Consider the following 13,274-nt stretch of genomic DNA (forward strand, 5'->3'; position numbering starts at 1 on the left):
TTCAATAACAGTTTATGGTAGTTTTGAGGTGCACTTTATCGCAGAAACAGATCTGCTGGTCGGGAAGGCAGGGCTGCGGAAATTCTTTTACGAAATAATAAGGATGAGGGTATGAGTATGGAGGGGGATGCTAAATCCCTCCCCGGATAAAAAATACATCCTTTGACTGCAGAAAGCTTGCAGTGGGTTTGGGTACAATGGGACACAGGTACAAAGGGACATAGGTACAAAGGGACATAGGTACATAGGGACACAGGGGAACGGGTATATCGTTACTTAGGTGTTTTGTTATATAAGGGTAGAGAGGCAAAGTGACAAAAAGAACTACAGACAGCAAACTGTAATCTTCGAACCTCAAACCTCGAACTTCGAACTTCAAACCTCAAACCTCAAACGACCCCGAGGGGGCCTATGACCCCTCCCCGAGTCTAAGATAAAGATTTACACTGCAGGAAGCTTGCAGTGGGTTTGGGTATAATGGGACACAGTTACATAGGTACAAAGGGACATAGGTACAAAGGTACATAGGGACAAGGTTAAAAGGTTACAGGGTTACTGTGCTCTAGCGCTTGGCCTAGTATTTATAGCTAAATATCTGCTCGAATAAACTGACTACAGTAGGCTAGGTCCAAACCTCGAACCTCGAACCTCGAACCTCGAACTTCAAACCTCAAACGACCCCTAGGGGGTTTATGACCCCGCCCCGAGCTTAAGATAAAGATTTACACTGCAGGATGCTTGCAGTGGGTTTGGTTACAAAGGGACACAGTTACATAGGTACATAGGTACATAGGTACAAAGGTACAAAGGGACAAAGGGATATAGGGACAAGGTTAAAAGGTTACAGGGTTACTGTGCTCTAGCGCTTGGCATAGTATTTATAGCTAAATATCTGCTCGAATAAACTGACTACAGTAGGCTAGGTCCAAACCTCGAACCTCGAACTTCGAACCTCAAACCTCGAACCATAACCCATCCTTTTTCTTATATTCGAATATATAATCATATATCAGCCTTGTGCTGACAAACGCATTGCTCTTTAACAACCATAAAACACTTCTGCTGAATGAATAAAACATTATTGACCACTCCGTTCCTGTGCCTGCTATTGGCCATTGCTCCACTGAATGCCCAAAAACTCTCCAGGGCAGAAAAGAAAATAGTTCAATCCGTCAGCCAGAATAATGACGAAGCGATTGCCTTCCTGGAGAAAGTGGTGAATATCAACAGCGGTACTTTTAATACAGAAGGTGTAGAAGAAGTTGGTATGGTCTTTAAATCTGCCTTTGATGAGATCGGGTTCCGGACGAATTGGATCCCTATGCCTGAAGAAATGAAAAGAGCAGGACACCTCTTTGCGGAAACTTCCGGGTCTAAAGGCAAAAAACTATTGCTGATCGGGCACCTGGACACCGTTTTTGAAGAAGACAGTCCCTTCCAGGAATTTAAACGCATCAATGACAGCCTGGCACATGCACCCGGGGGGAACGATATGAAAGGCGGGAACGTGATTATTCTCTATGCGTTGAAGGCACTACAGGAGAACGGTCTGCTCAAAGATGCCCAGATTATCGCTGCCTTTACAGGCGATGAAGAAGATACAGGCGACCCCTTAGAACTGAGCAGGAGAGATCTCATCGAGGCTGCAAAGCGAAGTGACGTAGCCCTGGGGTTTGAAACCTCTACCGGGTTTAACTACGCCACCGTGGCCAGGCGAGGATCTTCAGGCTGGGAAGTGAAGACCAGCGGGAAAAGAGCCCATTCCTCAGGGGTATTCAGTGACCGCACCGGGGCAGGCGCTATTTTTGAAATGAGCCGAATTCTGAATGGCTTTTACGAAGAAGTTAAGGGTGAGGAATTCCTGACTTTTAACCCGGGGATCCTGGTGGGGGGCACATTTATAGATTATGACCCTACAACTGGGAAAGGTGAAGCTTTTGGAAAGAGTAATGTAGTGGCCCAGACGGCCATGGTAAAAGGCGGATTGCGATTTATTTCCGAGGAACAGAAAGAATCAGCAAGGGAAAAGATGCGGGAAGTTGTTTCGCGAAACCTGCCACAGACTTCAGCAACCATCACTTTTACGGATAGTTACCCGGCTATGGGGCCTACAGAAGAAAACTATGAACTCCTGGAAACACTCAACGAGGTGAGTCGGGATTTGGGACAAGGCGAAGTATTGGCTTATGACCCCGGCAGGAGAGGTGCAGCGGATGTATCTTTCGTCGCTGAGTACGTGGCCTGCCTAGACGGGCTGGGTACCATGGGCTCCGGGGCGCACACCCCGGAAGAAACCGTAAACCTGAAGACCATGGAAGCCCTGACGCAAAGAACCGCTTTATTAATTTACAGGCTGATAAACCAAAAGTAATGATCGAACTAAAGGTAGGCTCACAGCTGGTCCGAGTAGACCGTGGTGAGCTGGTAGGATACGAAGTTGAAGGACACGAATACATTCATCAAAAGGGAAGCCCCGGCTGGCGGCAATCCGATACAGAAATGTTTCCTATTATAGGTCCGACAGATGAAGCAGGCTTCAAAGTGGCTACCCCCAGGGGAGAAGCCGCCCAGGACCAACATGGTCTTTTAAGGGAGCTTCCTTACACCCTGGAAAGCCAGGACGAACATCAGCTGATCTTTTCTAAGTCGTATGACGCTGGTGCCTGGGTGCGCAATTCGAAATTCCCGGTCAAGTCTACAGCCGAATGGCTGCGGTGGCCCTATGAATTCCGGTTTACCAAGCAGTTCCGGCTTTTGAGGGAGGGACTGGAAATCAAACTAACCGTAGAAGGGGAGGCGGATATGCCATTTATGCTGGGATATCACCCCGCATTTAAATTATATACCCATAGCCCGGTTGTTCTGGCAGGAGACAAAGAGATCCCTTTAAAAACCATCTTGGATGCCGGGAGTCGCGCCCTGGAAATACCCAACTGTCAAACGGTAACCCTGCAGGATGCCGAACACATCACTATAAAAACCCAGGGTTTTGGTCATTTCATGTGCTGGACAGAGGTTGAAAATATGGTATGCCTGGAGCCCATTATGTTTTATCCCTATGCTGTTTCACAGGAGAACCTGGCAGAAGGCATGGTTAAACTGGGTGAGGAAAAGCGCGAATTCTATATAAGATTATTACCAAGAATCCTTCAAAGCTCGCCAGATGCTCCCCGCTGAATTTAAAAATAAGTACGAGGGAATATTTGAGCCTGGATTAATGCAGGCTATAGCCTCCGTCGCTGTGGAAAAAAAGGTGAAGGAAGGAGAGGTGCTGATGGATATCGGTCAGCCACTGCTACATATTCCCCTGGTGCTTAACGGGGCCATTAAAATACTGCGTGAAGATAAAGAAGGGGAAGAACTACTGCTATACTTCATAGAGCATGGGGACACCTGTGCCATGACGCTTAGTTGCTGTATGGGCCAGAAGAATAGCGAGATCAGGGCGGTTGCAGAAACGGATGCCCATCTCCTGATGCTCCCGGTGTCTCAGATGGAAATATGGATGGCCGAGTACCAGAGCTGGAGACGCTTTATCCTGGATAGTTACCATTCTCGCATGATGGAATTGCTCGATGCTGTAGATACCGTGGCCTTCATGAATATGGAAGAACGCTTACTTAAATACCTGAAGGATAAAGCCATGGTGACCCATGATGCTACAGTGAAGACAACCCATCAGCAGGTGGCTAATGATCTTCATACCTCCAGGGTGGTTGTTTCCAGGATTCTTAAGCAAATGGAAAAAGAAGGAAAGATCCGGCTTGGACGTAACCAGATGACCGTCCTAAGCCTTTAGAGATTGTAACTACTGTTACAAGGGGTTGTAGATTAAATACTAACTTTGGCTCATGCAAAAAGTTTTTCCCATCCTGGAGTGGTTGGGTTCCTACAAGAAGAAAGACCTTCCTAAAGACCTACTTGCGGGCCTGACCATTGGTATCGTCCTGATTCCACAAGGAATGGCTTATGCCATGATTGCGGGCCTGTCCCCGGTATATGGTTTATACGCGGCTGTATTTCCTATTATTGTCTATGCCATTTTAGGTACTTCCAGGCAGCTTGGAGTAGGCCCGGTGGCCATGGATTCTATTTTACTTGCTTCGGGTCTTGGAGCTTTGTCTATCAATGGGATTGAGAACTATATCGCCCTGGCCATTCTACTTACTTTTATGGTAGGGGCCATACAGTTTATACTGGGAATCTCACGAATGGGTTTCCTGGTTAATTTCCTGTCAAGACCGGTAATCAGCGGCTTTACATCTGCCGCAGCCATCATCATAATTTTCAGCCAATTAAAACACCTGCTGGGAACAGAGGTAGCCTCCCGTGCCGATTTTGTAAACACCTTCATCGAAAGCCTCAAAAGTGTCCCGGATACACATATTTTTACCTTGATCATCGGGCTGGTTGCCATTGTGGCCATAGCGCTGCTGCGTAAATTTGTCCCCAGGATTCCCGGTATCCTGATCGTAGTGGTCCTGGCGATCATCGGTGCTTCTGCTTTTGATTGGATAGATTACGGGGTGTCCGTTGTGGGAGCTATCCCTGAAGGATTACCTTCTTTTAACATGCCTTCATTCCGACTGAAATACGTTCAACAACTATTTCCTACTGCCATAACCCTGGCCATCATCGGTTTTACCCAGGCTATCTCTATAGCCCAATCACTAGAGGAAAAGAACAACCGGGATACGGTTAATCCCAACAAGGAACTGATCGCTCTAGGTTCTGCAAATATCGTTGGTTCTTTTTTCCAGTCCTATACGGTTACCGCGAGTTTTTCCAGGACAGCGATAAATTACAAATCAGGGGCACAAACTTTATTGTCCCTGGTGTTCGGATCTGTCCTGGTGATCCTTACCCTGCTATTCCTCACACCCATCTTTTACTTCCTGCCCAACGCTATACTGGCCGCCATTATCATGGTGTCTGTAGTCGGGCTCATAGAAATTAACTACCCTAGTGAACTCTGGAAACACCAACGCGATGAATTCTACCTGCTGCTGGCCACCTTCCTGGCTACCCTGTTCATGGGCATTTTGCAGGGTATCGTATTGGGCGTTCTGTTTTCACTCATACTGATGCTGTACCGTACCTCTAAACCCCATTTCGCCGTACTAGGACGCATCAAGAATTCGGAATATTATAAGAACGTAGATCGCTTTTCCGCGGATGTGGAATTACGACCAGACCTGCTGATCGTCCGTTTTGACGGGCAATTATTCTTTGGCAATAAAAATTACTTTAAAAAGGAGTTGGGACGGTTTATCAGGAATAAAGGCAAGGAACTGCAATGTGTGATCCTGAATGCCGAGGCCATTAATTATATCGACTCCTCCGCAACATCCATGCTCATACAGATGATCAACGAGATGAACGCGAAAAATATCACCTTCTATATGTCCGGTGCCATAGGACCCACACGTGATATTATTTTCAACAGTGGGATCATAGATAAACTTCCGAAGGAACATCTCTTCCTGCGAATTCAGGAGGCAGTGGATTACTACGATAAGAAACATACGACTACCGAATTACAGGAGCGTATTGCTTACCAGCGTAAGGGAAAGGGTAACTAAGGTTACACGGCAACTGACCTAATTAATGTACTTTTGTCATTAGAAAACAACAATCATCATGCATATAGAACAGATCTACACAGGATGCCTTGCCCAGGGAGCTTATTATATAGAAAGCGAAGGGGAAGCGGCAATTATCGACCCGCTACGAGAGGTAGAGCCCTACCTGCAGCGCGCCAGGAAGAACGGTGCTGAGATCAAGTATATTTTTGAAACACATTTTCATGCCGATTTTGTCAGTGGTCATGTGACCCTGGCAAAAGAGAGTGGGGCACCCATTGTATACGGCCCGCAGGCAAACCCGAGTTTCGAGGCGATTATCGCCGAGGACGGGCAGGTATTCCAATTAGGGGCGGTGACCATAACAGCCCTGCATACGCCCGGTCACACCATGGAAAGTACTACTTACCTGTTAAAAGATGAACAGGGGAAAGATCATGCAATCTTCTCAGGGGATACCCTTTTCCTGGGGGATGTTGGAAGACCGGACCTTGCACAGAAATCCGCCACCATGACCAAAGAAGACCTGGCCGGACTTCTATACGACAGCCTTCGCAACAAGATTATGCCACTTGCCGATGAGGTGATCGTTTACCCTGCCCATGGTGCCGGTTCTGCATGTGGTAAGAATATGATGAAGGAGACCGTGGATACCCTCGGGAACCAGAAGAAAATGAACTACGCACTGCGTGCGGATATGAGCAAGGAGGAATTTGTTGCTGAGGTGACAGAAGGACTGCTGCCCCCGCCAAAATACTTCCCGCTGAACGTAAAAATGAATAAAGAAGGATACGAGGATATCGGGGAAGTACTGGAGCGTGGTAATACGGCTTTTAGCCCGGACGATTTTGAAGAAGCGGTAAACGAGACCGGGGCTATAGTACTCGATGTACGTCACCAGGAAGAATTTGTAAAAGGACATATTCCACGTTCGCTTTTTATCGGGCTGAACGGTGATTTTGCACCATGGGTCGGAGCCCTGATCGCAGATGTAAAACAACCGATATTGCTGGTTGCTCCCGAAGGGAAAGAAGAAGAGACCGTAACAAGATTAAGCCGCGTAGGTTTTGACCATACCCTCGGATTCCTGAAAGGTGGGGTCGAGGCCTGGATAGCTTCCGGTAAAGAAGTAGATACCATTAGTTCCATGCCTGTAGAAGCCGTTAAAAAGGATCTGCAAACAGATTCTAAACCGGTTTTTGACGTCCGGAAGGAGAGCGAATACGAGAACAGCCATTTAGAAGGTGCGACCAATACACCGCTGTCCGACCTGAACAGGTTTATGAAGGATTACCCTTCAGAAGAAACCTTTTATGTCCACTGCGCCGGTGGATATCGCTCCGTTATCGCAGCTTCGATTCTGAAGAGCCGTGGTATCCACAACCTGATTGATATCGCAGGAGGTTTCGGGGCCATGAAAGCAGGCGGAATGCAAGTGACGGATTCACAATGCAGTACTTCTGTTTAAGGCTTGATAATGAAGTTATAACAGCGCCCCTATAGGGGCGTTTTTTTATCTTATAACGTTAAATTTTTTAACAGCTTTCTGCTCAAATTCATTGCCTTTTAAGTAATTTGCAATTGTTAAATAAATCATAATTCCCAAAGGGTACATGAATTAATATGGGATTGCTTTATAATTTTCTAGCTAAAACCATTGCATGCGCGATTTTATAAAGGGTATTGGCGGACTGAACTTAGTGATGTTGCTGTTGGTGATCTCCATCATTGTCGTTTCCGAAATCATGTTTTTCCGGGGTAATAAGCTCGATGCCATATTTGTTGGACTCTGGGCTCCCACCATTTTAGGGTTTATGATTTACCTTAAAAAACATCGGTAATGGACTTTATACTCGGATATTCCATTGTTGTGACCATAGTCTTCATGGTCTGGCTGGTGTTTGTTATACAGATGTACCGGAAGCTCAAATAAATAAACCAAGCTCAATTATTTGAGCGGTTTGGAGTTTGGAGTTTGAGGTTTGTAAAATATCAATCCAACGTCCTAATCTTTAAAATTCTTCACTGTTTTTTTGTTGCAGTTCCTGGCTTTTTCTTTGTTTAAAAAAGGAAAATGAAGAATAGTGTTAGCTGTTTTGAGGATTTAGAAGTATGGAGAATTTCCAGGAAGCTCAATGTACTCCTCGACAATTTGATTAAAAATTCTCAACTTAAATATGATCAGGTATTGCGTCATCAGATTGAACGCAGTGCAGGATCAGTAATGGATAATATTGCAGAGGGATTTGGCAGAGAGGGTACGAAAGAATTAATTCACTTCTTGAGTATAGCAAAAGGTTCCTGTGAAGAATTCAGATCACAGCTGTATAGAGCTCTGGATAAGGGATACGTGGAGATAAATGTATTTAATGAAATGAATGGATTAGCGCTTCAAGAATCTAAGAAGCTTCATGCATTCATGAAATATCTGAGAAAGTCGAATATAAGAGGACAAAAATTTAAATAGCCTATTCAATTCATAAACCCCAAACCCCAAACCCCAAACTACAAAGCAACCGCTTTGTCCGGATGCTTAAGTAAATAACTCCTCACCAACCTCTCCGTCTCAATAGTGTTCTTCTGCGGGCTGTGGTATGCTAGGAGGTCCTCAAAGGAGTGTACGCTACTGTCTTTAGGGATAAACCCGTATCCGGTGTACTGCCCTTGCTGTATCAGTATAAAGGCATCTTCTTCCGGGTTACGGCCTTTTTCACGGATCAGTAGGTCTTGCGAATCGGATTGCATAGCGGTAATGGCTGTCTCTACTTTGAGATTGTAGTCCGCAACGGATTCTTCATCACGGCAGATCCCTTCACATTCCGGGATGCGGAAGTGGGAGCACCGGCTGACGTTTTCCTGCAAATGACAGTATTTAGGGCAAAGCCGGAAGTCTTTGCAGAGTTGTTCCAGGAACAGCCGGCAGTCCGTGGTACTGTACAGGGTCACCAGGGGTACGGGTACCAGTTTGGTTTTGTTAAAGGCCAGGTGTTTAATGCCAAGACGGTCTTCATAGCAGAAAATGCTGTAAGGAACAATGTTGCGTTTCTGTGCCCGGTTAAAGGGCGGGTAATGTTTTTTAATGGCGGCCGATTCCATCAGCAGGGCCAGTAATTCGTTCCCTGAGCATTCAAAGTCGATATGTGCCGTCTCCCGGCATAGCCGCACTTCGTTGTCCGATTTATCGTAGAAGTGAGAGAGAACTCTTTTCTTGATGTTAATAGCCTTGCCTACATAGAGGATCTTGCCTTTGCCGTCCTTAAATATATAGATCCCGGCCTGGGTGGGTAGTTTATCGTAGGTTGCTTTGGACAGGCCAGGGGGCATGGTGGCCTCTTGTGAACGGGCATTGAGGAAATTCTTGATCACGGAACCGGATTCTTCCCGTCCCAATATCTTTTCAAAGAGCAATACGGTGGCATGGGCATCGCCCTCGGCCCGGTGGCGATTCTGCAGCGGGATACCCATGGAGGCGCAGAGTTTACCTAGGCTGTAAGAGCTGTAACCTGGAAAAATTTTCCGTGACAGGCGGACCGTACAGAGCCGTTTCCTTGTAAAATCCAGTCCCAGGTCTTTGAATTCATTTTTGATCACGTAGTAGTCGAAATTCACGCTATGGGCCACGAAGATGCTGTCCTTGGTGATTTCCTGAATCTGGGGTACGATCTCCTGCAGGGTAGGGGCGTTGCGCACCATATCGTTATCGATGCCGGTAAGCCCGGTGATAAAAGCCGGGATAGGGCATTGTGGATTTACCAGGGAGGTGAATTTTTCCGTGATCTCTTGGCCGTTATGCCTGAAGATGGAGATCTCGGTTATACGGTTTCCCCGTATCCCGTTCCCGGTAGTCTCTATGTCGATGATGGTATACACGAATGAAGGCTGCTGAACCTCGCAAAGATAGGTCATTCTCCACGTTTAACGAATTTTAAATTCTTACAAAACCGTTTTCTCACTTACATATTCATTGCGAAAAAACTATCGAATTTAGAGAATTGCTAGTTTTTATGCATTGATATCTAGCTATTTCGGCTATTTTTTCTATTTTCGGCAACGTTAAACAAAAACCCTGTCATACCTGACCAGCATGATATTCCCCCCTGGGTTGCCAACCAATAACAATGTTAACGCTTCAAGAATACATCGGTGTTTTCCTGGCATTGCTGTGCCTTATCCTGATCATCATGATGCTCGCTCCTTATATGTGGAGGGGGGCTAAGGTTATTCTTCGGAAGATTGGGCGGAATCGTGATAGCAGGTGATGAGGTAATATCGTAACTCCGGGACACGGTCATGCCGTCAAACAATATTATACCCCTGGCCTCCATACTCCTGTCTGCAAACCCCAAACCCCAAACCCCGAACCCCAAACCCCAAACTCCAAACCCCAAACCCCAAACTCCAAACCCCAAACCCCAAACCTCAAACTCCAAACACTAAACCCTCCCGGAGGCAAACTCAAACCATTACGCCGTTCATCGAGAATTCATCGCTAATTTTCGCAAGAATAATCCTACATGATAAGCATTGTATCATCAAGATGATGTATTGAAGGGTGAAATTGTTAAAAACGGCTATTAGCTTCATAATCAAAATGGGGCGTAAATGCGATTATGAAAATTAGCTATCGGAAAAGTACTACAAAATCACCGTTTAACTGTTAAATTGAACCGTTCAGAGGAAAATATGTGCTCAATTAAGGGAATATATTCTATGTTCGCGAAAATTTTTCCTCATGATTTCTTGAATTATAGTGGTGTGCCAAAAAATTTTTGAAATACAATTTTGAGACCGATATCCAATATTAAGGTCGTGAATCTGTTGGGGGAATGGGTTCACATCTTTGAGGGTGTCGGTCTAATTTTGTCTGAACTACTCACTCTTTCCTGGTTATTTGCAAATCTCTCTCAAAAATTCACTCCTTCGCTCTAATTAATTTAATTTTATAGTCCAATCGTATTTTTAAAAGGAAATTAAGAATAATCTATGAGCAGAATAATAACAGTATTGAGTCTCTTTTTCTTTTTAATATTTGCTAGGTCATATGCACAATTGGAACAGGATAAGGTATTACATTTTTCAGCGGGTGTGGTGGCTGGGGCTGGAGGAGCATTTATAGCCTCTGAACTATCTGACCATAATAGGTTTTGGACTTTTACCGGTTCTGTAGCTGCAAGTCTGCTTATTGGTGTGGCTAAGGAAGCTATTGACCAAAAAAATTATAATGGGTGGGATAACGCTGATTTAGGAGCTACAGTTCTAGGTGGTATTACAACGGGTGTAGTAATTGATATTTTTACCGGGGTTTCTAGGAGGAAGAAAAAGCAGGCATTGACTTATTGATATCGTAGTAGTGTGCTCTGTGGGAAATGATTTTTTATATAACACTGCTAATTTACCTACCGAGTCGGCATTTTTGACGAGCAGGTGGTCTGCAAATTTACCAGCCAGCCCGTGATGGTCGGACGGGCTGCAGGCAGGCCTCGAACTTAGGGCCAAAAAATATCCTTATCTTCACGCCCGTAAAATTCCCCCAGTCCAATGTTTTTAAATTCCTTGAACAATTTCAGGGCTATTGCCATTATTATCATTGTGGCAGGCCATTGTTTCCATATATCAAACTTTGAGTACAACAGCTTGGCCGGGCAAGTGGTCTATAACCTGACCAAGGGGGGTACTGCCCTTTTTGTTTTTATATCGGGTTTTCTTTTCCATCATGTCTTCTTTATGAATTTCGAGCTCAAAAGCTTTTTGAAAAAAAAGGTAAAGTTTGTCTTATTTCCATACCTGGTGATGGCCATGCTCCCCATTCTGTTCCTGGTAATTAATGAAAACCTCGCCAGCACTCATCCTCAGAGCTATTTTGCCCCGGCCGGTGAGGGGTGGGATCAGAAATATGCCATCCCCTTCCTGAAATATTACCTGACCGGCTTTCGGATCATTTCTTATTGGTATATTCCTTTTATCCTGGTAATGTTTGCTCTTTCACCGGTTTTCATAAGATTCCTGCGAATTCCCTTACGCTCGCAGCTGGCAATAACCGCGGTACTTTTGATAGTAGCACTTTTTATCCACCGTCCGGCTTATAACACCGCAGTGGATGTATGGCATTCCGTAATTTATTATGTTCCGGTCTACTTGGTGGGAATGCTCGCTTCTATTAAGAAAAAAGATATTTACAGATCGCTGCAGGGGAAAGAATTTTACATACTTTCGGCCTGCATTGGATTGGCCCTGCTCCAGGTATTATTTGGGCAAATTGGGAATTCTTTTAAGGATCCCCTGGTATTAGAGGGTATTGACCTAATGTTACCTCAGAAATTAGGCCTCTGTTTCTTTTTTATGGTATGGCTACACCGTTTTGAAGACAGGCATTGGCCTTTCTTGGATAGGGTAGCGTCCTGTAGTTTTGGGATTTTCTTTATCCATGGTCCATTTGTGGGACTTTTAAACCGACTGCAGTCTTATGGTTATTACCAATTGCCAGAAGGATCTTTTCTATTATATCTGTTTAACTCTGCAATAGTCCTATTAGTATCTCTGGGATTAACCCTGATTGTGCAATATCTGTTTCCACGTCACAGTCGCTACCTTGTAGGTAGTTGAAGCCGTCAAATAGAATATTACCAGCGAACATATTCCGAATTGCATAGTGCAAACCGCGAATATACCTACCCGCCCGTGTCGGTCGGAGGGGCCGAAGGCAGGTCTCGAACTGCGAACCTCGAACCTCAAACTATCCTCCCGTCTGCTCCCTGTACGTACTCTCAAAGATCTTATCGGCATTGGCGGATTCAAAGCCATCCCTGCGGTGTTCTCTTCTAATTTCATTTTTAGGAAGATCGCGGAATTCCGGTAAGATTAACCGCTCTGCGAATTCCACGTAACTCCCCGGTATGGGCTGAGTTTCGCCCCCTGCGAATTCTGCCCGGATCATCTTCGCTACCGTGCTGCTCTGCTTCAGCAGCCCGTCTTCACTCACTTTTACTTTTCCACTGGCTGTGTTCAGTTTAATTCCTATTCCTTCCAGGAAGTGATTGAACTTTTCTACCGTATTGTACTTTTCCCCGAACTCGTGCACGCTCAGGGTATAGTGGTTCAGGTAATAGCGGTTATATATCACCCATGCCGCATATTCGCTTTCTTCGGCCAGGGTGTTGTACTCCTCGAGCGTCGGTAATTCCCATAATGGTTTATGGAAGAATTCGCCCACCTGTTCCGGGTCATCCAGGTCTAGCCGGTCTACCGGGTCTACTGTGATAGGCCCGGTGTATTTCCCGATGATCTCCTGTGCAGTTGGTGAGAGATCCTGTACCCGTAACTCGCTGATAAAGATTCGGGGGTATTCCTCAGATGGGGGAGCATACCAGTAGGCATCCAGTTTCTTACCCGGGAAATGATGGTAGTCGCGGCGGGTATAGCCATGGTGCAAAAAGATCTTTTCAAAAGAGGCAATCCCCAGGTTGGGAACGCCCAGTGTACGGAAGGCGATATGGTCGTTAACAATCTCCTGCTCATCGGCAATGATGCCTTCCTGTATCATTGCCCTGCTGATCTTCTGTACATCCGGTACCCGTTCCCGGTAAGGGCTGAAGAGGTATTCTAAAATCGTATCGAATAGGGTGTTATCTGTGGTAAACATGTTCTTCTCATTTTGTGATACTCAAAATTAAGCGTAGTTTTAATCGCATACAA

The 13,274-nt window shown here is 45.4% G+C and carries 12 protein-coding genes; 10 read left to right on the forward strand and 2 right to left on the reverse strand.

Annotation, left to right across the window (positions count from 1 at the left end):
• The first annotated feature begins 1,066 nt into the window (after positions 1 to 1,066).
• From PP178_RS12380 to PP178_RS12410, 7 genes are all read left to right on the forward strand, one after another.
• The gene (locus tag PP178_RS12380; RefSeq protein ID WP_272594669.1) at positions 1,067 to 2,371 is read left to right on the forward strand and encodes a M20/M25/M40 family metallo-hydrolase; all 1,305 of its coding nucleotides are present in this window, start codon (positions 1,067 to 1,069) and stop codon (positions 2,369 to 2,371) included.
• Entirely contained in the window at positions 2,371 to 3,177 is an 807-nt protein-coding gene (locus PP178_RS12385; RefSeq protein WP_272594670.1) for an aldose epimerase family protein, read from the forward strand. Before PP178_RS12380 ends, PP178_RS12385 begins: the two co-directional genes overlap by 1 nt.
• Complete coding sequence (locus PP178_RS12390) at positions 3,164 to 3,799, forward strand: Crp/Fnr family transcriptional regulator (protein WP_272594671.1); 636 nt, start codon at positions 3,164 to 3,166, stop codon at positions 3,797 to 3,799. The genes PP178_RS12385 and PP178_RS12390 overlap by 14 nt, the downstream gene beginning before the upstream one ends.
• A 52-nt stretch (positions 3,800 to 3,851) precedes the next feature.
• On the forward strand, positions 3,852 to 5,582 hold the full coding sequence (locus PP178_RS12395; RefSeq protein ID WP_272594672.1) for a SulP family inorganic anion transporter: 1,731 nt from the start codon (positions 3,852 to 3,854) through the stop codon (positions 5,580 to 5,582).
• 58 nt (positions 5,583 to 5,640) lie between these two features.
• Positions 5,641 to 7,050 (forward strand): MBL fold metallo-hydrolase, encoded by a 1,410-nt coding sequence (locus tag PP178_RS12400; RefSeq protein WP_272594673.1) that lies wholly within the window; start codon positions 5,641 to 5,643, stop codon positions 7,048 to 7,050.
• A gap of 193 nt (positions 7,051 to 7,243) precedes the next feature.
• Positions 7,244 to 7,423, forward strand: coding sequence for a hypothetical protein (locus tag PP178_RS12405; protein ID WP_272594674.1), 180 nt, complete (start codon positions 7,244 to 7,246; stop codon positions 7,421 to 7,423).
• A 233-nt stretch (positions 7,424 to 7,656) separates the two neighbouring features.
• The gene (locus tag PP178_RS12410; protein WP_272594675.1) at positions 7,657 to 8,049 is read left to right on the forward strand and encodes a four helix bundle protein; all 393 of its coding nucleotides are present in this window, start codon (positions 7,657 to 7,659) and stop codon (positions 8,047 to 8,049) included.
• A gap of 38 nt (positions 8,050 to 8,087) precedes the next feature.
• Here the strand turns inward: PP178_RS12410 and PP178_RS12415 are convergent, their stop codons facing one another.
• Complete coding sequence (locus PP178_RS12415; RefSeq protein WP_272594676.1) at positions 8,088 to 9,488, reverse strand: exonuclease domain-containing protein; 1,401 nt, start codon at positions 9,486 to 9,488, stop codon at positions 8,088 to 8,090.
• Between the two features lie 212 nt (positions 9,489 to 9,700).
• Here PP178_RS12415 and PP178_RS12420 point away from each other — a divergent pair, with 212 nt between their 5' ends.
• From PP178_RS12420 to PP178_RS12430, 3 genes are all read left to right on the forward strand, one after another.
• Positions 9,701 to 9,841: a hypothetical protein gene (locus PP178_RS12420; protein WP_272594677.1), complete on the forward strand. Its 141-nt coding sequence runs from the start codon at positions 9,701 to 9,703 to the stop codon at positions 9,839 to 9,841.
• Between the two features lie 724 nt (positions 9,842 to 10,565).
• Positions 10,566 to 10,922, forward strand: coding sequence for a hypothetical protein (locus PP178_RS12425; protein ID WP_272594678.1), 357 nt, complete (start codon positions 10,566 to 10,568; stop codon positions 10,920 to 10,922).
• Between the two features lie 198 nt (positions 10,923 to 11,120).
• Positions 11,121 to 12,185 carry an acyltransferase family protein gene (locus PP178_RS12430; RefSeq protein WP_272594679.1) on the forward strand — a complete coding sequence of 355 codons (1,065 nt, stop codon included), beginning with the start codon at positions 11,121 to 11,123 and terminating at the stop codon, positions 12,183 to 12,185.
• A gap of 130 nt (positions 12,186 to 12,315) precedes the next feature.
• Here the strand turns inward: PP178_RS12430 and PP178_RS12435 are convergent, their stop codons facing one another.
• The gene (locus PP178_RS12435) at positions 12,316 to 13,221 is read right to left on the reverse strand and encodes a DUF1338 domain-containing protein (protein ID WP_272594680.1); all 906 of its coding nucleotides are present in this window, start codon (positions 13,219 to 13,221) and stop codon (positions 12,316 to 12,318) included.
• Positions 13,222 to 13,274 lie beyond the last annotated feature (53 nt).

The organism is Zeaxanthinibacter sp. PT1, from assembly GCF_028464225.1.
In the GTDB taxonomy this organism is placed as follows: domain Bacteria; phylum Bacteroidota; class Bacteroidia; order Flavobacteriales; family Flavobacteriaceae; genus Zeaxanthinibacter.